Here is a 19,772-nt window from a genome sequence, read left to right on the forward strand (position 1 = left end):
GCAACGTCGGTGCACAGCCTACGGTCGCGCGAACACGGTCTCGGTCAGCAGGCCACCGTGAGCAGCATGGCAGCCCGCCTCGACCACCAGCGCGGCGACATCGCCGGCGGAGTCCGCGGCGACCAGCAGGACCACCGCGGGGCGCCCACCCATGTCGACCGGCCGGGCGCCGAGGATCGCGGTGGTCGGCGGGTAGCCGAGCCTCTCGAGGCAGGCGGCGCGGCGTTGCGGGTCCGACAGGGGGCCGTAATCGGGTGGAACTGTCAGCAGCCCGCCGAGCTGTTCATCGGTCAGCGGCAGCACCGTCGGCGGGCGCGACACCGTGATGCGTTCGGCCGTCGGGCCGGTCTGGGAGAAGCGCGGTGCGGGGTCGCGGGTCAGCATCGACGTTCCGATGACGATCCCGGCCACCGCGGCGGCGAGGCCGGCCACCAGCCCGATGACGTGGATCCGCCGCAGCCGGGGCCGGTCGACGGCGTGGGCCGGTTCGCCGGCGGCCTGCAGCGCCGCGCCGATGCGCGCGGTGATCTCCGGGGGTACGTCGGGCGCCGAAGCCGTGTCGCGTCCCAATCGGGCCAGTTCGTGGCGCACCCGCTCGACCGCCGGATCCGAGGGGTCGTCCGTTCCCGTCTGCATCGCTAGCCAGTCTCCACCACGACAGGTAAGACGCACGGCGCGTGCTTCCGGTTCCGCTCAATCGGTACGCGCGGTCGCCTCCGCGTCGAAACACTCGAGCGCCTCGGCCAGCTTGGCCCTCGCCCGCGAGCAGCGGCTCTTGACCGTGCCTTCGGGTACGCCGAGCATGCGCGCCGTCTCCGCCACCGAGTAGCCCTGCATGTCGACGGCCACCACCGCGGCGCGCTGCTCGACGGGCAACCGCATCAGTGCCCGCTCGACGACGATCGCGGTGTCCACCCGAGCTGCCGGATCGCCGATGTGCCCGAGCTCGTCGGACAACGACTCGGCGACCCGGGTCTTGTTGCGCCGCAGCCGATCCAGACACGCATTCACCACGATGCGGTACAGCCAGCTGCTCACCGCAGCGTCGTAGCGAAAGGCGGGCGCCCTGCGATGCGCCTTGAGCATCGCGTCCTGTAGCGCGTCGGCGGCGTCGTCGGGGTTTCGGCTGGTGATGCGGGCGATCCGGTACAGCTGGCGGTGGTGGCGGTAGAACAGTTCCTCGAATGCGTACCGGTCACCGGCGACGTGCGCGGCCAGCAACTCCGCATCGCTGCGCTCCCGACCGGACTGCCCCCCGAAGGTCCCCACAGCCGAACACTAAACGGCTGCGCGGGCGCCTCCCGACACATCTTTGTCGGGCTGGGGATGAAGGGGTCAGGACGCCGACCGCAGCGTGATCTCGGCGATGTCCGAGCGGCTCTGGCCGTTGACCTGCCCGAGGGTGGAGACCCAGACCAGGACGTTGGAGGTCGGGGAGGCGTTCTCCACCTTGATGGTGTTGGACCCCGGCTTGAGCTGCGTGGCAGGTGTCAACACGGTGGTGTCGGACAGCGACGACGGCGAGGACGACTGCGCCGAGCGGATCTCCACCGCCGTGCCGGTGCTGTTGAGGTCGATGTCGACCTCGCCGATCGTGGTGGGCTGCGGCAGCTGCAGGAGCAGCCCGACGCCGTTCTTGAAGCTCGGGAACGGCACCGGGTCGGTATAGGTGTCGATCGGCCACACCGTCGAGGAGTCACCGTCGATCGCGTTGTCCGCCTCGGCGGGCGCATCGGCCTCACCCTCGGGTGAGAAGACCGTCACCGCAGTGGGTTTCACGACATTCCCGGTGGCGCCGCCGGTGTCGCCCGATTCCGTGGTCGTCGGATCGTTGAGCCCGAGCCGGTCGCCGCCGAGGCCGTCGCCGACGTCGCCGAAAATCTGGCTCAGCACGGTGGCCAACACCACCAACGCGACCACGACGATGGCCCCGCCCACACCGAGCCCGATCATCAGCGCCTTGCGGCGGCGCGCCCGGGTCTCCGGATCGTCGACGACCACTTCCCGGGTGCGTGACGCGGAATCTTCGGGGTCGTCGATGGGGGAGATCAACTCGGTCCGGTCGGCGATCGCGGTGGCCTGTTGGAGCAGGTTCAACAGCGTCGGCGCGCTGCGGATGCCGCCGCCCTCCTGAACGGCGCGCGCCGCCGCGGCGGAGATCTGGAACGGGATGTGCCGATCGACCGCGCGCGGCTCGATCGGTTGCCCGGCGGCGTCGAGTTCGGCGGGGGCCAAGCCGCTGCGGACCCCGTGCTCGGGCAGCGGCCAGCGGTTGATCAGCAGCGCGTACAGCGCCGCGCCGATGCCGCGGATGTCGTCCTCGGGGGTCGCGTCGGCCAGCGTCGCCGGGAAGGCCAGCGCCACGTCGCCCTCGATGCTGACCCGTACCCGGCCGGGGTGGTCGATCGACAGCGCGACCCCGGCGCGGTGCGCGGCCTCGGCCGCCGCGGCGAGCGACTGAATGGCCCTGGCCCCGCCGATCGGGGATGGCGAGGTGTCGGCCACCTCGGCCAACGAGCCGCCTCGAATCCACTCCGAGACCACGAGGCCCCCGGATCCGGTGTTGACCACGTCGAGCACCCGCGCGACACCGGGCATGTCGAGGCGGCTCAGCTTCAGCGTGCGCGCCAGGATGTCGCGCAGCGCCGCGTCGGACAGGGTGTTGTCCGGATCGACGAAGGTGAGTGCGACCTGACGGTCCAGCGCGGTGTCCAGCGCTTGCCAGAACTGCAGTGTGGGCGGTCCGCCATGGAACACCAGCAGCCGGTAGCGGCCGCCGCCGATCACCGCTCCGGGAATGAGGTGGACGTCCTCGTCGGAGGTGGCGGCCTCGATGGCCGGTTCGCGCGGCGGGTCGAACGCGAGCGGTTCGCGGGTGGGGTCGCCGCCGTAGTCGGAGGGCGGCCGGCCCGACACCGGTATCCGGGCGGTGCCGTTGTCGGCCGCGAACTCGGTGGTCGCCGAGTCGTTGGTGGGCTCGGGCACGTCGGGCTGGAGGTCGTCGGCGGCGACCTCGGACTGCCCGGTCGAGGACAGCGGGATCTTGGTGGTGGCGGTGCTGTCGGGAGTGGGCGCGGAGCCGCCTGCGGGTTCGTCGCTCACCGCTGGTCCTTTCCGCGTCCGGTCCCAGGCAACTGGGGGAGGTGGTCCGCGCCGGACGGTCGGTGGGCTGTGACGCCGCCCTGGCGGGGACGAATTCCTCTGTTCAGGGTACGTGAGGGGGGTCCGCCTGCGTGGCCGGTCGGCGGCGGCAGTACTCGTCAGGGGTGTCCTCGCCGGGCGGCCGAGGCGGCGACGGACCGCGGCCAGTGCCGCGTGGGCGTCGGGCACCCGCGCGGCCAGCAGCACCGCGACGATGACCGGCGCCATGATCAGGCCGATCACCGCCAGCCGCAGCAGCGACCCGGCGCCGCCCCAGTTGCGCGTCAGCGACTCGAGCCCGAGCAGTTGGTCGACGACGTGGGCCAGCAGGCCGGCGAGCAGCGAGGCGGCGATGGTGACCAGGATCGTGCGGACCACCTGCAGGCTGATCAGCCGTCCGCCGGGCGGGTCGAGATTGGTCCGCAGCAGGAAGTAGCCGACGGTGGCGCCGGCCAGGAAGCCCAGGCCGTTGGCGGTGCCCAGATAGCCGGCCACCAGATCGGGATCGTCGGTGACATGGGGAGCGATGAGCGAGGCGATGATCTTCACCGTCGTGATCACCACGATCAGCAAAATCGGCGTCCATGGCTGCTGGCGGGCGTAGAAGACCCGAAGCTGCAGCAGAACCAGGGCGTAGGGGATCAACGTGAAGGCCGACAGCGTGATCGCCATGCCGAGGTAGTTGGCGTCGACCTCGCCGAAGTTGCCGTAGGCGAAGAGCGCGCTGCCGATGGCCGGACCGCCGACGGTCATCAGCGCCACGATCGGGATGAGCGTCACCATGGTCAGCCGGGTGGCCAACGACAGGTCGGCGAGCACCGCGCGCTGATCGTCGGCGGCGGCATTACGGCTCAACCGCGGCATCACGACCGTCAGCACGGTCACGCCGATCATGCCGAACGGCAACTGCAGCACCAACCACGTGTAGTTGTAGATTGCGGGCCCGGAAGCCGCAGCGCCACTGGCGATTCGGTTGCCGACGATCAACCCGATCTGGCTGATCAACACGTACAGCACCATCGCCCCGGCCATCGCGCCGAACTGCTTCATCCGTTCGTCGAGGCCCCACAGCGGTCGCAGGCTGATCCGTTCGCGGCGAATCGCCACCAACAGCACCAGGACCTGTGTCACCGTCCCGAGCGTCATCCCGATGCCCAGCACAAGAAGCTTCGCGTTGCCCATCTGCACGGGGTCGACCGAGAGTTCGCCCGGCACAATGAGATACAGGCCGAGGGTGGCCAACGCGACGAGGTTGTTGCACACCGGCGCCCACGCGGGCGGCCCAAAGACGTTGCGGGTGTTGAGGATTGCCATGAACACCGACGACAGTCCGTAGAACAGCACCTGGGGCACCAGCAGGTAGGCGAACGCGGTGGTGAGATCGCGGTTGACCTCAGGATCGCCGCCGAGCATGAGCCCGACGAGCATCGGCGCCGACGCCACCGAGAGCGCGGTGGTGATCAGCAGTAGCGTTGTCGCCAATGTGACGAGGCGGCGCACGAACGCCGTGCCGTTGTCGGGATCGTCGCGCTCGGCACGCGCCAGCACCGGCACGAAGATCGCGGTGAACGTCGCCTCGAGAACCAGCGCGGCGATCAGGTTCGGCAGTTGGTAGGCGACCGAGAACGCGCTGGACAGCGCGGCGCCCAGGATGGTCGCGAGCAGCACGATGCGGGCGAATCCGGTGAGCCGGCTGACCAGCGTGGCGACCGCCATACCCCACGACCTCGACACCACCGCTGCGTCGGAGAGTTCCGGGCGCCCGGCCCGTCTCCGCGGCGCCGGCCCGCGGCTGAGCCGCGGCGGCGGCGGGGGCGGTGGCCGGCGCGGCGGCAAGGCGGTGTTCATCCGGTCCCACCGGATGCGCCGGTGCCCTTGCGTCCGGACCGGCTCAGCGGCGCGTCGGGGGAATCGTCGTCATAGTGCAGCGCGACATCGAGCGGATCGGGGCGGTGCGGATCGGCTTCGAGGTCGGCGCGGTCCGGCTGGCCGCGGAACCGGTGCCACAGCCGGCGGCCGGCGAGCAGCACCAGCACCGCGCCCGCCGATAGCGTGATGAAGAACAGCACCTTGCCGTACGCGTTGGAGTGCAACGACAACCGCACCGGCTCCCCGAGCGGGAGGCCGTCGACGGTGCGCAGAGCGACATCGACGGCGACCCGTTGAGTGAAGTGCACTTCGATGGGCACCCGCAACGGCAAAAAGCCCGGCGGCAATTCGATCTCGCCCATGTCGGTCACCGTCATCCCGGGTGGCGCGTCGACGTGGAGCCGGACCCGGATCGGCACCGGCAGGTCGTTGCGCAGCGCCAGCGGCAGCGGGCTGCGTTCGGTGGCCAGGGTGTACGAGCCGCCCGGGTTGACGATGGTGACCGCGTTGAAGATGTCGTCGACCGTGTGCCCGACCGTGGTGAGTCGTTGCTGCGCAAGGCCGTTGCGGGCGTCCGGCGGTACCGACTGGCTCAGCGCGCGCAGCATGTCCTCGCGCAGCGGCGCGGTGTACCCGTACCCGGTGAGGCCGGTCCGCACGTCGGTGGTCAGCGCCGCGGTCAGCCCCCACAGCCGTCCGATGACAGCCGAGATACCCGAGACCACCGCGTCGTCGAAGCGGGCGTCGGGATCGCCGATGTCGTCGCCGGGCAGCGGGGCCGCTTCCTGGGGTGGGACGGCACTGGCCGCGGCGATCACCGCGGGCAGCGGACGCGGGCGTGCCAACCCGGCGTTGATCGCGGTGGCCACCGCCGTGAACAGCGCTCGGGCGTCGTCGGGCTGCAGGCTCCACGCGAGCGGTGGCATCAGAATCTGCGTGCGCGGCGCGACGTCGGGGTTCAGCCCCCGCCACAGCACCGCGCCGAGCGCATCCTGACGTCGCGCCACCGCCGAGTCGTGCTGCAGCGGAATGTCGAGGGACGGGTCCAGATACCCGGGGGCGACGGGGTCGGTGCCCGCGCCGGCGAGCGCGGCCCCCACCGCCGGATCGAACGGCGCGGCGACGAGTTGCGGCGTATAGCGCACCGGCGTGGTGTCCGCGGTGCCGGGATTCGCGGCGTCCGAGCCGTTGTCGCCGCCCGATCCGGCCGCGATGGCCACCGTCTGGCCGCCCCGCTCGGACAACAGCCGCACGGCGGGGGTGGTCAGCGGTCCGTCGCCGAGAAGGCTGGCGCCGCGGACCGACGTGATGCCGAGAATCTGGTCGACGATGTCGCTCGCGGAGGTGGTGGCGATCCGGCTGAGCCCTGGATCTCCGACGCGGCGCAGGGCGTCGAGGTCGGCCTGTGCGTACGTGGTCGCGGTGACGCACATCCGCTTCGCCAACGCCTTGAGCCGGTTCAACCACGCCACCGCGGCGGCCTGGCCGGTGCCGGGACGGGTCGGCGTGCCGGGCCCCGCGTCAGGGCCGATGTTGACGACGTAACCAGCCGTCATCGCGTTGACGGTGACGAGCAGATCCGGATCGACGGCCAGACACGTCGCCGCGTGCACCCGTCCCTCGGGGTCGACTTTGGGGCTGGTCGCGAACTCGGCCGCCGACAACAGTGTGTCGAGCCGCCCGCCCGCGGCCAGCGAGGTGGCGAGGTCGTCGTCGGTCAGGCGCACCGGGGTGGCGCCGCCGGGTGCGCCCGCCGCCAGGCGGGGACGGTCCGCGATCGGCCACAGCAAGGTCAGCTCGACGGGTTTGGACGTGTCGGGCGGTTCGACCGCGGCGACCGCGTCGGTCGCGGACTCGGTCGCCGGATCCGGTGGCACGCCGAGTACGGGCAGGAGGAAGCGGGCGTCGTCGAGGCGGGCGGGCTCGCCGTAGTCCGGGGTGCCGTTCACGTTGACCATGACCGGGTACACACCCGGCTGGTCGATGCTGAGCGACGGCTGGGCGGCCGAGCGCAGCGGATACGACAGGACGAACGGAACCTGTTGTCCGCGAGGCAGTTCCGGGGTCAGCGTGACGAAGTCCCCGATCGGTTCGAACTGGCCGACGTCGCCGGTGAGGTTGGTGCGCAGCCCGGTGGACGTCGTCACCGCGCCGGCGTCCTCCAGCCGCACCACGACGTCGCGCACCGGCCGGTCTCCGACGTTGAGTACCGCGCCGGTGACCGTGACGGTGGGCTCGCTGGTCGTGGTCACCACGTCGGGGGTGACGCGGTCGATGCGCACCTGCAGGAACGGCGTCGCATCGGGCTGGCTCGCGGCGGCGGGCGGTACGGCGATCGGGAGGGCGCTGAGCGCGAGCAGGATCAGCGCGGTCAGCAGGCGCAGCAGCGCGCCGGAGGTCACGGGCCCTGTCCGCAGCCGTTCGTCCGCTCGGCGCCCAGGGACGGTTGCGCGGGTCCGTCGGGCCGACGGTTGCGGGTGTGCGAATGCGTCTGCGGCCGACGCCGCGGTGAGGACCGGGGAAGCGGCGGCAGGGCGGACGGGCCGTCGGCGTGCAGCTTGTCGATCAGCTCCCCGGCGACCTCGGCGAGCCGGCGTTCGTCGGCGTAGGCCAGCCGGGACGGCAGCTCCTTCAGCGGCACCCAGGCCACCTCGCTGACCTCGACGTCCTCATCGGACAGTTCACCGCCGAGGAACCGCATCAAATAGTGGTGCACGGTCTTGTGCACGCGGCGGCCTTCGGTGACGAACCAGTAGTCGATGCTGCCCAGCGCGGCGAGCACCTTGCCCTGGACCCCGGTCTCCTCGGCGACCTCGCGGACGGCGGTCTGTTCGGCGGTCTCGCCCATCTCGATATGTCCCTTGGGCAGCGACCACAGCATCCTGCCGCGCCGGTCGATGCGCCCGATCAGCGCCGCGACCTGCCGTTCCTTGGGGCCGTCGAGGCCGTCGATGACCAGTCCGCCGGCCGATGTCTCGTGCACGGTCCGCAACCGGTCGGGCGGTCGGCGCGGCCGCCCCTTCTTCGAGTGCTTGCCCTTGGTGCCGGTGTCGCCGTTGAGGGCGGCGTTGTTGTGGTGGCCGCCGGGAACGGGTTGCGGGACGGGACGGTTGCGGGGCTGGTGGGACTGGTCGGACACTGCCTCCGGGGGGCCTGCCGCGCGCCGGCGGCGCCGCCGCCCCCGGCGCCGTCGTGGTTTGGCCTGTTCGCCGTCCGACACCCAAGCGATAGTAGCTGCCACCCACATTCGCCCCCGTCGCACTCACCGGTCGTGACTGAGCCGTTGCCGATTAAGCTGTCCGAACGTGCCCGAATCCGCGACCGACGCCGAACTGCTTGCCACCGCGCAAGTCGAGCTGAACCGCCACGGCGCGGTGCTGCGCGAGCTCGGCCGGCTGTTCGCTGACGCCGGTCACGAGTTGTACCTCGTCGGCGGCAGTGTCCGCGACGCGCTGCTCGGCCGGCTGCTGACCGATCTCGATTTCACCACCGACGCCCGGCCCGACCAGATGCAGAGGTTCCTGCGGCCGTGGGCCGATTCGCTGTGGGACACCGGCATCGAGTTCGGCACGCTCGGGGTCGGCAAGGGCGACGAACGGCTCGAGATCACCACGTACCGCGCCGACAGTTACGACCAGGTGTCGCGCAATCCGCAGGTGCGGTTCGGCGACAACCTCAACGACGACCTGGTGCGGCGCGATTTCACCGTCAACGCGATGGCCGTGCGTGTCACCGCCGACGGGCCCGCCGAGTTCCACGACCCGCTGAACGGGTTGGCCGCGTTGCGGGCCAAGACGCTCGACACTCCCGCCGCGCCGGAGGTGTCGTTCGGCGACGATCCGCTGCGCATGCTGCGCGCCGCGCGGTTCGTCTCGCAGTTGGAGTTCACGGTGGCGCCGCGGGTGGTGTCGGCGTTGGTGGCGATGGCGCCGCAGTTGAGCCGCATCACCGCCGAACGGGTGGCCGCCGAACTGGACAAGCTGCTGCTGGGCGTCGACCCGGTCGCGGGTATCGACCTGATGGTGCAGACCGGGTTGGGTGATGTGGTGCTGCCCGAGGTCGGAGCGATGCGGATGGCCATCGACGAGCACCATCAGCACAAGGATGTGTACTGGCATTCGCTGACCGTGCTGCGGCAGGCCATCGCGCTGGAGGACGAGGGGCCCGACCTCGTACTGCGCTGGGCGGCGCTGCTGCATGACATCGGCAAGCCCGCCACCCGCAAGCACGAACCCAACGGCGGGGTCAGCTTCCATCACCACGAGGTCGTCGGCGCGAAGATGACCCGCAAGCGGATGCGCGCGCTGAAGTACTCCAAGCAGATGGTCGACGACGTGTCGCAGCTGGTGTATCTGCACCTGCGATTCCACGGTTACGGCGGCGGGAAGTGGACGGACTCGGCGGTGCGCCGGTATGTGACCGATGCGGGTCCGCTGCTGCCGAAGCTGCACAAACTGGTGCGTGCCGACTGCACCACCCGCAACAAGCGTCGCGCGGCGCGCCTTCAGGCCAACTACGACGACCTCGAGCACCGGATCGCCGAGCTGGCCGCGAACGAGGATCTCGCGCGGGTGCGGCCCGATCTCAACGGCAACGAGATCATGGAGATTCTCGGTATCCCCGCGGGCCCGCAGGTGGGCCAGGCGTGGCAGTACCTGAAGGAGTTGCGGCTGGACCGCGGGCCGCTGTCGCGGGAGGAAGCCGTCGAGGAACTGCTCGCGTGGTGGAACGCCCGAGGCTGACCCCGTATCTTTCGCGAGCGACCGTGTCTGCACACCGACACGCCGCTCGCGGGCGTACAACGGCGGTCGCTCACCGACGATCAGCGGCCGCGCGGAACCCTTGAGCGCGTCGTCGCGTCTGATCAGACATGGACTATTGCCTCGGCGATGGCGACGGGTCGGCGACGATCTGGTCCGCCGCGCCGGATGTGGATGTGGACGGTGACGGCTCCCTCGACGCGGTCGGGCTCGACTTCGACGGCGACGGCCTACTCGACGACGCGATGGCCGATCTCGACGCGGACGGTACGGCCGAGCACTTGGTGCGCGACTTCATCCCTGATGCCGGCGCGGCCGCATACTTCAGCGACGACGGCACCGGCACGTGGACGGTCAGCGTCGACCGGGCAGGACAATTGCGGTGGTTCGGGCTCGACGGCGTGGAGCAGTTCGGCGGGCCGCTGATCGACCTCGACGCCGATGGGCATGCTGACGAGCGTCTGCTCGATGTCGACGGCGACGGACTGGCGGACCGGGCACTGGGCGGCGGGGCCGCCTATGTCGACGCCGATGCCGACGGCCGGTGGGACATCAAGCTCACCGACAGCGACGGCGACGGCCGCGCGGACTCCGCAAGCGATGTGTAGTCGGCTAACCGCGGCCGGAGCCCGGCGGGCCCGCGAACGCCTGCGCGATGCCCAGCCACTGCTCCGCATCGGAGCCGACCGCCCGCACGTCCAGCGTCGACCGCGGCCGCCGCTGGGTGACCAGCATGCAGAAGTCCTCCGCCGAGCCGGTCACCCGTTGCGCGGCGTCCTCGGGCCCCCATGACCAGGTCGACCCGTCGGGGGCGCGCAACTCCACGCGGAACGGCTCGCTCGGCGGTTGTAGGCCGTTGACCGCGAACGCGAAGTCCCGGGTGCGTACGCCGATGTGCGCGATCGAGCGCAGTCGTGCGGTGGCCGGCCGTCGCACCCCGAGCGCGTCGGCGACGTCGAGGCCGTGTGCCCAGGTCTCCATCAGCCGGGCCGTCGCCATCGACGCCGCACTCATCGGCGGCCCGAACCACGGCAGCTTGCGCCCGCCGGGGACGGTCAGCAGCTCGTCGTGCAACCGGGCGCGGGTCCGTCGCCAGTCGGCGAGCAGCTCTGAGGGTGGCACGGCCGCCAACTCCTCGGCACCCGCGTCGACGAAGCCGGCGGGGTCCTTGGCCGCCTTCTCGAGCAGAGCGGCGAACCCGGTCTCGTCGGTGACGGCGGTCAGCGCGACGCGGTCGGTCCACAGCAGATGCGCGATCTGGTGGGCGATCGTCCACCCTTCGGCCGGGGTGGGTTCGGCCCAGCGCGCAGGCGGAAGGTCGGCGACGATCGCGTCGAGTTCGTCGCTCTCGGCGCGGAGATCGGCCACCATCGGCGCGGCACCAGCCATGCGGGCACCTTATCCCGCCGCCGACGTGCGCCTGCCGAGCGCCGCGTGCGCGGCCAGGCCGACGAGATACACCCCGACACCGGCCAGCGCCAGCGCCGGCTGATGCCCGTCGGGCGGAATCACGCTCGCGGACAGCGCGATTGCGCCGATGAATGCCATCCAGAACAGCGAGTCCTGCACGGTGAAGACGTGCCCGCGCAGCGCATCGTCGACGTCGAGTTGCATGGCGCTGTCGGCGCAGAGCTTGACCACCTGGCCCGCCATCCCGAGCAGGAAGCCGCACACCACCATCATCGCCAGTTGCAGGCCGGAACCGGCGAACTGGATCAGCGCGGCGATCGCCAACGCGCCGTTGGCGGTGGCGTAACGGCCCCACCGTCGCACCGCCATCGGCATGACCGCGGCCGCGATGAACGATCCCGTGCCCGTCGCCGCGACGAACAGCACCGCGGTGCCGAGACCCGCTACCGCATGAGTGTCGCTGTGCCGCACCATCACCAGGACCAGCAGGCTGTTGATCCCGAACACCATCCGGTGCGCAGCCAGTCCGGTCAGCGTCGCGGCGACGGAGGGCACCGCCGCCACCGTGCGAACGCCGTGTGCCCAGCCGGTGGCCACGGCGTAGAGCACCGACCCGTGGATCGCGCGCACGCTGTCGTCGGGGCCGAGCAGATGCGGTGTGAAGCGCCACGCCAGCCAGAGCGCCAGCGCCACCGGAATGGCGACGATCAGGATGATCGCGGCGGCACCGGCGTCGTCGGCGCCGAACAGCCAGCGGGGCAGCAGCATGAAATTCGCGCCGATGAAGGCGGCCGCCGCGCCGGTCGCGATGGCGACGGAGTTCATTGCGACCACCTGATCTCGCGGCACGACGTGCGGCAGCGCTGCCGACAGCCCGGACGAGACGAACCGGGTGAACCCGTTGACGACCAGCGCGCAACACAGGATTGGCAGGTCGCCCGCGCCGGATTCGAGCAGCGCGGCGACCGCGAGCACCAACGCCAGGCGGCCGGCGTTCGCCGCGACCAGCACCAGGCGACGGTCCCAGCGGTCGAGCAGCGCGCCGGCGAACGGGCCGAGCAACGAGTAGGGCAGGAACAACACGGCGAACGCCCCGGCGATCGCCCACGGTTCGGCCTCCCGCTGCGGGTTGAACAGGATCGCGCCCGCCAGCCCCGCCGCGAACAGGCCGTCGCCGAACTGGCTGACCAGCCGCAGTTCCAGGAGCCGCCAGAAGTCGGGCAGCTCGCGTACCGACCGCCAGACGGCGATGGGCGCGCGGATATCGGGCACGGGAGATCGCGTTCCTAGAAGCTTTGGATCGGGACCGCATCCACAGTACAAATATCGCGGCGGGGTCGCGCTTGTCCGCCACGATGCCGGTTGCTGATGCCATGATGGATACGTGGCGCAGTCAGAGGATCCGGAGGATTTCATCGCCCCTGCGGCGCCGCGCGTGCGGGCCGGAACGCTGCTTCTGGCCAACACCGATCTGCTGGAGCCGACGTTTCGTCGCAGCGTGATCTACGTCGTGGAACACAACGACGGCGGCACGCTCGGGGTGGTGCTGAACCGGGCGAGCGAGACGGCGGTGTACAACGTGTTGCCGCAGTGGGCGAAGGTGGCCGCCAAACCGAAGACCATGTTCATCGGCGGGCCGGTGAAACGCGATGCGGCGCTGTGCCTGGCGACCTTGCGCGCCGGGATGGAGGCCGCCGGCGTACCTGGTCTGCGACATGTGCAGGGACGCATGGTGATGGTGGACCTCGACGCCGACCCCGACTCGATCGCCCCGGTGGTCGAGGGAGTGCGGATCTTCGCGGGCTATTCGGGTTGGACGATAGGCCAACTCGACGCCGAGATCGAACGCGACGATTGGATCGTGTTGTCGGCCTTGCCGTCCGACGTTCTGGTGGAGCCAAGGGTCGATCTGTGGTCGCGGGTGCTGCGCAGGCAGCCGTTGCCGTTGTCGTTGCTGGCGACCCACCCGATCGACGTCAGCCGCAATTAGAACGGGTCAGCCGCACGGAAGCGTGCAGCTGGCGCATCCGCCGCCGCAGCCACCGGAGCTCGCCGCCGCCTCGCTGCGCGCGACCGCTTTCGCACTCTGCCAGCATCCGGCCGCCACCGTGCCCACCGCTCCGAGCACGCAGACGGTCAGCACGACGACGGCGATCCTGGGCTCGGCCGCCAGCGCGACACCGCCGCCGGCAGCGAGCATCGCCGCGGCCGCGAGTTGGGTGGGAGCAACTGAGCGCAGGACCGCCTGCACCGGATCGCCGGACGGGGGGCGACGCAGCAGCCACGCGCCGACTCCTGCGGTCGCGGCGGCAGCACACAGGCAGAGCACCGCGGCGATGAGCATGAGCACGAGGATACGAGGAGCGTCGGTGGGGTGAGATGGGGCGTCCCCCGGGCGCCAGGCTTCGCCCGGGGGACAGGTCTATCGCGGCAGTCCCAGCTGGCTGGAAACCGAAGCCGCCGGCGGCGGGGTAGTCGCGCCGGGGGAAGCCGCCGTGCCTGGGGCAGCCGCAGCCGTCGCGCCGGGCGCAGCTGTCGCGCCGGGCGCAGCCGCCGTGCCTGGGGCGGCAACCATGCCTGCGGCGGCCGGCGCAGGTGTCGCGGCCTGGCCGGGAACGCTGACCCGGAAGCCGTTGACGATCGCGTCGGTCGCTTCGGCGGCCGGGACAACTTGATCGACGCTTGTGGTCACCGACAGCGACACCAGGTACTTGTCCGGGCCGGCGGTGGCGATGACATGACGGCGCGAGGTGTTCAGCGTCATGTTGTTCTCGCGGTAGGTGCCCTCGATCAACGCCGACGGCATGCCGCCGAACTCCGCGAGCGACGCGTCGGTGGTGCGCCAGGCCGGCCGCTGCTGGCTGTCGATGAAACCGTGGCTGATGGCCTCTTTGGGGTCGAAGTCGCCGACCAGCTTGTACACCACGACCTGCGCATTGGATGTGTAGAGGCCGTTGCCGCCAACCCGGTCGGCGATCACGGCGAAGGCGTCGGGCACGTTCGGGTCGGGAACGTGCTCCCAGCCCCGCGGCATCGGCAGCACGATGTTGAGCGCCTTGAAATCCCGGCTGGACTGCGGTTCGAGTTTCACGCCCTTCTCGGCGAAGAATTCGGTCATCGTGCCGGAGCTGGCGGGTTGGATCGTGGCGACCGGCGGCGTCGGGACGGGCGCGGCCACCAAGCCCGGTGACGCGCTCGCCGCGGGTGACACCACCCCGGTGGCCGAACTCACACCGGGCTGGCTCAGGGCCTGAGCGTTGGGCGCGACCGTGACGGTCTGGGTCACCGTCGCAGGGGCGGGTAGCGGTGGTTGCGGTACGAGGGGTTCGGCCGAGGCGGTCGTGCCCGCGAAGCCGAGGACGCCGGCGGCGGCGGCGGCCACACCTGCGGCCAGAATCCGCCAGCGAGGGGCGATCTCGATCATCAGCGTTGGTCCTTCCGAACAGCACGGGGGTGGGTCAGGCGCTGACTGTATCGACCGGCGAAGCTCGGCCACCAGCGTCGGAATCGAGCTGCAACAGTGTTCTGACTTCCCCGCAACGCAACCGAGACCAACCCGTGGCCGGGCGAGGCGCGAACTGGATGCTTATACCCTGTTCACGTGACAGACGCGCCGACCACCGACACCCCGCAGCACCGCTACACCGCGGAGTTGGCCGGGCAGATCGAGCGCACCTGGCAACAGCGGTGGGAAGACGCCGGGACCTTCCATGTCCCGAACCCCGTCGGATCGTTGGCGCCGGCCGACGGTTCGCAGGTGCCCGCCGACAAGATGTTCGTGCAGGACATGTTCCCGTACCCGTCGGGCGAGGGTCTGCACGTCGGACATCCGCTGGGCTACATCGCCACCGACGTCTACGCCAGGTACTTCCGGATGACCGGGCGAAATGTCTTGCACGCGTTGGGCTTCGATGCGTTCGGACTACCGGCCGAGCAGTACGCGATCCAGACCGGGACGCATCCCCGCATCCGGACCGAAGCCAACATCGTCAACTTCAAGCGCCAGCTGGGCCGGTTGGGGTTCGGCCACGACTCGCGCCGCAGCTTCGCCACCACCGACCCGGACTATTACAAGTGGACGCAGTGGATCTTCCTGCAGATCTACAACGCCTGGTTCGATCCGGCCGCACAGAAGGCCAGGCCGATCGCGGAGTTGGTGGCCGAGTTCGAATCCGGCGAACGCACTCTCGACGACGGCCGAACGTGGGCGTCGCTGTCGGAGGGGGAGCGCGCCGATCTGATCGACTCGCACCGGTTGGTCTACCGGGCCGACTCGCTGGTGAACTGGTGCCCCGGACTGGGCACCGTGCTGGCCAACGAAGAGGTCACCGCCGACGGCCGCAGTGAGCGCGGCAACTTCCCCGTCTTCCGGAAGCGGTTGCGGCAGTGGATGATGCGCATCACCGCTTACTCGGACCGCCTGCTCGACGACCTCGAGCTGCTGGACTGGCCGGACAAGGTCAAGACCATGCAGCGCAACTGGATCGGCCGGTCGACGGGGGCCGCGGTGCTGTTCGGCACCGATGCGGGCGACATCGAGGTGTTCACCACGCGGCCGGACACGCTGTTCGGCGCGACCTACATGGTGCTGGCGCCCGAACACGAACTGGTCGACAGGCTGGTCGCCGACCAGTGGCCGGCAGGCGTCGACGAGCGCTGGACCTACGGCGCTGCGACACCGGCAGAAGCCGTCGCCGCCTACCGCACGGCGATTGCGGCGAAGTCCGACCTCGAACGGCAGGAGAACAAGGCCAAGACGGGGGTGTTCATCGGCGCCTATGCGACGAACCCCGCCAACGGTCAACGGGTTCCGGTCTTCATCGCCGACTACGTGCTGCTGGGCTACGGCACCGGGGCCATCATGGCAGTGCCGGGACATGACCAGCGAGACTGGGAGTTCGCCACCGAGTTCGGCCTCCCGATCGTGGAAGTCGTTGCCGGCGGAGATATCTCGCTGGAGGCGTACAGCGGTGACGGCGAGATCGTGAACTCCGGTGAGCTCAACGGGTTGAGTGTCGCGTCGGCCAAGGAGGCGATCACCGCACGGCTGGCGGCAGCCGGGCGCGCGCAGCCGCGGGTGGAATACAAGCTGCGGGACTGGCTGTTCGCACGGCAAAGGTACTGGGGTGAGCCGTTTCCGATCGTGTATGACGAGGACGGCCGCGCGCATCCGCTGCCCGAGTCTGCGCTGCCGGTCGAGTTGCCCGACGTGCCGGACTACTCGCCTGTGCTGTTCGATCCCGACGACGCCGACAGCGTGCCGTCGCCGCCGCTGGAGAAGGCGACCTCCTGGGTGAACGTGGAGTTGGATCTCGGCGACGGGCTCAAGCCCTACACCCGCGACACCAACGTCATGCCGCAGTGGGCCGCCAGCTCCTGGTACGAGCTGCGCTACACCGACCCGCACAACCAAAAAGAGCTGTGCGCCAAGGAGAACGAGTCCTACTGGATGGGTCCGCGGCCGGCCGAACACGGCGCCGACGACCCCGGCGGTGTGGACCTGTACGTCGGCGGCGTCGAGCACGCAGTCCTGCACCTGCTGTACGTCCGGTTCTGGCACAAGGTGCTCTACGACCTCGGGCACATCAGCTCGCGAGAGCCGTTCCGCCGGCTGGTGAACCAGGGTTACATCCAGGCGTTCGCCTACACCGACGAACGCGGAGCATACGTCCCGGCCGCGGAAGTCGTTGAGCGCGAAGGAAAGTTCTACTGGCCCGGACCGGACGGCGAAATCGAGGTCTTCCAGGAGTTCGGCAAGATCGGCAAGAGCCTGAAGAACTCGGTGTCACCCGACGAGATCTGCGACAGCTACGGTGCCGACACATTGCGGGTGTACGAGATGTCGATGGGCCCGTTGGAGGCGTCGCGGCCGTGGGCGACCAAGGACGTCGTCGGCGCACACCGGTTCCTGCAGCGGGTGTGGCGGCTGGTGGTCGACGAGACCACCGGCGCAAAGCGCGTCTCGGAGCACGAGGCGATCGACGAAGAGACGCTGAAGTTGTTGCATCGCACCATCGCCGGCGTGTCCGACGACTACACGAACCTGCGCAACAACACCGCGGCGGCCAAGCTCATCGAGTACACCAACCACTTGACCAAGCAGGGTGTGACGGCGCGCGCGGCGCTCGAGCCGCTGGTGCTGATGGTAGCCCCGCTGGCCCCGCACCTGGCCGAGGAGTTGTGGCGGCGGTTGGGCCACGACTCGTCGCTGGCGCACGGCCCGTTCCCGGTGGCCGACCCGCAGCATCTCGTCGAGGACACCGTCGAGTATCCGGTACAGGTCAACGGAAAGGTGCGCGGTCGGGTGACGGTCGCCGCCGATGCGGATGCCGACGCGCTGGAGGCGGCCGCGCTGGCCGACGAGAAGGTGCAGGCGTTCATCGACGGTGCGACGCCGAAGAAGGTGATCGTGGTGGCCGGCCGCCTGGTCAACATCGTCGTGTGATTCCGCCACCCCGTCCCGCATTGTGAATCTGGCGACGGTTTCGGCGCTTCGAGCGTCGCCGGATTCACAATCGGCGCGAGCTATTTACGGGGGCGGACGATGACCTGGTGCACGTGGGCGTCCGGCGGTGAGTTCACCGCATCGGCGACCACGCGCGCCACGCTCTGCGGGCTGAGAAACCGCGACGGGTCATACGAGCCGCCCTCGTAGGCGACCAGGCTCTCCTGCATCTCCGTGGCGATCCGGCCGGGATGCACCGACGTCACCCGCAGCAGCGGCTCGTCGTTGCGCAGCGAGTCGGCGAACGACCGCAGCGCGGCCTTGCTCGCCGAGTACGACGCCAACCCTGGCGACGCGTTGATGCCCCCGCCGGAGTTCACGAAGACCACCTGCCCGCGAGACACGCGCAAGGCCGGCAATAAGGCGAGCGTAAGGGCAACGGCGCCAATGACATTGACCTCCATGGTGGCGCGCCACTCGTCGACGGTCGACTCGGCGACCCGAGCCGGAAACGCCGTTCCGGCGTTGTGCACCAACACGTCCAGTTCGACGATCGGCTCCACCACGGCCGCGATACCGGAAACGTCGGCCAGATCGATCGGCCACGTCGTCGCGCCGAACCGCTCGGCCACCGCATCGAGCGCCGCCGACGGCCGGCCCGCCAGGAACAGCGTGTGGGTCGGGGCGAGCGCCGTCGCGATCGCCGCGCCGAGTCCTCGCGAGGCGCCCGTGATCATCGCGGTCGGCATGTCGAAACCCTACCGACCTGCGCCGCGCGGCCGGACGTCGCATCATGGAACCGATGCCCCCCGACCACGGCTTTGCTCCGACGCAGCTCGCGGCCCGCGCGGCGTACCTGCTGCGGGGTAACGACCTGGGCATCATGACCACCGCCGCCCCGCTGTTGTACCCGCATATGTGGAGCTGGGACGCGGCGTTCGTGGCGATCGGGCTGGCCCCGTTGAGCGTCGAGCGCGCCGTCGTCGAACTCGACACCCTGCTCTCGGCGCAGTGGTCCAACGGGATGATCCCGCACATCGTGTTCGCCAACGGAGTCGACGGCTACTTCCCGGGGCCGGCGCGCTGGGCCACCTCCGCGCTCGCCGTGCACGCGCCGCGCAGCCGGCACACCTCCGGCATCACCCAGCCGCCGGTGCACGCGATCGCCGTGCAGCGCATCGTCGATCACGCCCGGACCCGCGGCCGAACCGCCCGCGCGGTCGCCGAGGCGTTCCTCGACCGCCGATGGGACGACCTGGTGAACTGGCACCGCTGGCTCGCCGACGCGCGTGACCCGCAGAAGCATGGCCGGGTCACGCTGTACCACGGTTGGGAGTCCGGCATGGACAACTCACCGCGCTGGGACAGCGCCTACGCCAACGTGGTTCCGGGCAGCGTGCCGGAATACCAGCGTGAGGACAACACGATCGTCACCGACGCCACCCAGCGCCCGTCCGACCTGGAGTACGACCGCTACCTGTGGCTGCTCGAGGAAATGAAGTCGGCCCGCTACGACGACGAGTTGCTGCCCAAGGTGATGAGCTTCGCGGTCGAGGACGTGTTCGTCTCGGCGATCTTCGCTGTCGCATGCGATGTGCTCGCCGAGATCGGCGAGGACTACGGCCGCCCGGACGCCGACGTCCGCGAACTCTACGGCTGGGCCGAGCGATTCCGCCGCGGCGTCATCGACGCGGCCGACGAAAGAACGGGCGCGGCAAGGGATTACGACGTCCGCGCGGACGAGTGGGTGGCCACCGAAACGGTCGCGCAGTTCGCTCCGCTGCTGTGCGGCGGCTTGCCGCACGACAAGGAACGGACGCTGGTGAAGCTGCTGGAGGGCCCGCGGTTCTGCGGTCATCCAGAACTGAGATACGCCGGCATACCGTCCACGTCGCCGGTTTCCCGCGACTTCCGCCCGCGCGAGTACTGGCGCGGGCCGGTCTGGCCGGTGATGACGTGGCTGTTCTCCTGGTGCTTTGCGCGCCGCGGCTGGGCCGAACGCGCCCGTCTTCTGCGCCAGGAAGGTCTGCGCCAAGCCAGCGACGGGGCGTTCGCCGAGTACTACGAACCGTTCACCGGCGAGCCGCTGGGCAGCATGCAACAGTCGTGGACCGCGGCCGCGGTGCTGGACTGGCTGGGCTGACCGG

15 protein-coding genes are annotated in these 19,772 nt (G+C 70.2%); 5 read left to right on the forward strand and 10 right to left on the reverse strand.

Translation table 11 applies throughout. The features are described 5' to 3' along the window. Positions 1–18: 18 nt before the first annotated feature. From AU188_RS21205 to AU188_RS21225, 5 genes are all read right to left on the reverse strand, one after another. Positions 19–636 (reverse strand): RsmA family anti-sigma factor, encoded by a 618-nt coding sequence (locus AU188_RS21205; protein ID WP_059165445.1) that lies wholly within the window; start codon positions 634–636, stop codon positions 19–21. A 57-nt stretch (positions 637–693) separates the two neighbouring features. Next, complete coding sequence (sigM, locus tag AU188_RS21210) at positions 694–1,269, reverse strand: RNA polymerase sigma factor SigM (RefSeq protein ID WP_059165446.1); 576 nt, start codon at positions 1,267–1,269, stop codon at positions 694–696. Positions 1,270–1,335: 66 nt separating this feature from the next. After that, positions 1,336–4,989 carry a murein biosynthesis integral membrane protein MurJ gene (gene murJ / locus AU188_RS21215; RefSeq protein WP_059165447.1) on the reverse strand — a complete coding sequence of 1,218 codons (3,654 nt, stop codon included), beginning with the start codon at positions 4,987–4,989 and terminating at the stop codon, positions 1,336–1,338. After that, positions 4,986–7,412, reverse strand: a complete 2,427-nt coding sequence (locus tag AU188_RS21220) for a DUF6049 family protein (protein WP_059165448.1) — start codon at positions 7,410–7,412, stop codon at positions 4,986–4,988. The genes murJ and AU188_RS21220 overlap by 4 nt, the downstream gene beginning before the upstream one ends. Next, complete coding sequence (locus AU188_RS21225; protein ID WP_059165449.1) at positions 7,409–8,230, reverse strand: NUDIX hydrolase; 822 nt, start codon at positions 8,228–8,230, stop codon at positions 7,409–7,411. Before AU188_RS21225 ends, AU188_RS21220 begins: the two co-directional genes overlap by 4 nt. An 85-nt stretch (positions 8,231–8,315) precedes the next feature. On the opposite strand from AU188_RS21225, the gene AU188_RS21230 reads away from it, so the two are divergent. Both AU188_RS21230 and AU188_RS21235 read left to right on the forward strand, forming a co-directional pair. Further along, positions 8,316–9,752, forward strand: a complete 1,437-nt coding sequence (locus AU188_RS21230) for a CCA tRNA nucleotidyltransferase (RefSeq protein WP_059165450.1) — start codon at positions 8,316–8,318, stop codon at positions 9,750–9,752. 128 nt (positions 9,753–9,880) lie between these two features. Continuing rightward, the gene (locus AU188_RS21235; RefSeq protein WP_059165451.1) at positions 9,881–10,378 is read left to right on the forward strand and encodes a hypothetical protein; all 498 of its coding nucleotides are present in this window, start codon (positions 9,881–9,883) and stop codon (positions 10,376–10,378) included. 4 nt (positions 10,379–10,382) lie between these two features. Here the strand turns inward: AU188_RS21235 and AU188_RS21240 are convergent, their stop codons facing one another. Continuing rightward, on the reverse strand, positions 10,383–11,159 hold the full coding sequence (locus AU188_RS21240; protein ID WP_059165452.1) for a TIGR03084 family metal-binding protein: 777 nt from the start codon (positions 11,157–11,159) through the stop codon (positions 10,383–10,385). 9 nt (positions 11,160–11,168) lie between these two features. Continuing rightward, the gene (locus tag AU188_RS21245) at positions 11,169–12,452 is read right to left on the reverse strand and encodes an MFS transporter (protein ID WP_059165453.1); all 1,284 of its coding nucleotides are present in this window, start codon (positions 12,450–12,452) and stop codon (positions 11,169–11,171) included. A gap of 112 nt (positions 12,453–12,564) precedes the next feature. Between AU188_RS21245 and AU188_RS21250 the strand changes: the two genes are divergently transcribed. Then, positions 12,565–13,170, forward strand: coding sequence for a YqgE/AlgH family protein (locus AU188_RS21250; RefSeq protein WP_059100502.1), 606 nt, complete (start codon positions 12,565–12,567; stop codon positions 13,168–13,170). A 6-nt stretch (positions 13,171–13,176) separates the two neighbouring features. Here the strand turns inward: AU188_RS21250 and AU188_RS21255 are convergent, their stop codons facing one another. Both AU188_RS21255 and AU188_RS21260 read right to left on the reverse strand, forming a co-directional pair. Next, the gene (locus AU188_RS21255; RefSeq protein ID WP_059165519.1) at positions 13,177–13,524 is read right to left on the reverse strand and encodes a hypothetical protein; all 348 of its coding nucleotides are present in this window, start codon (positions 13,522–13,524) and stop codon (positions 13,177–13,179) included. Positions 13,525–13,602: 78 nt separating this feature from the next. Beyond that, on the reverse strand, positions 13,603–14,604 hold the full coding sequence (locus tag AU188_RS21260) for an LpqN/LpqT family lipoprotein (RefSeq protein ID WP_059165454.1): 1,002 nt from the start codon (positions 14,602–14,604) through the stop codon (positions 13,603–13,605). A 177-nt stretch (positions 14,605–14,781) separates the two neighbouring features. Between AU188_RS21260 and leuS the strand changes: the two genes are divergently transcribed. After that, positions 14,782–17,625, forward strand: a complete 2,844-nt coding sequence (leuS, locus tag AU188_RS21265) for a leucine--tRNA ligase (RefSeq protein WP_059165455.1) — start codon at positions 14,782–14,784, stop codon at positions 17,623–17,625. Between the two features lie 80 nt (positions 17,626–17,705). Here leuS and AU188_RS21270 read toward each other — a convergent pair whose 3' ends face one another. Next, entirely contained in the window at positions 17,706–18,374 is a 669-nt protein-coding gene (locus tag AU188_RS21270; protein WP_059165456.1) for an SDR family oxidoreductase, read from the reverse strand. 53 nt (positions 18,375–18,427) lie between these two features. Here AU188_RS21270 and ggh point away from each other — a divergent pair, with 53 nt between their 5' ends. Continuing rightward, complete coding sequence (gene ggh, locus AU188_RS21275; RefSeq protein WP_059165520.1) at positions 18,428–19,768, forward strand: glucosylglycerate hydrolase; 1,341 nt, start codon at positions 18,428–18,430, stop codon at positions 19,766–19,768. Positions 19,769–19,772 lie beyond the last annotated feature (4 nt).

It is taken from the genome of Mycobacterium sp. IS-3022 (assembly GCF_001500065.1).
Classification (GTDB): domain Bacteria; phylum Actinomycetota; class Actinomycetes; order Mycobacteriales; family Mycobacteriaceae; genus Mycobacterium.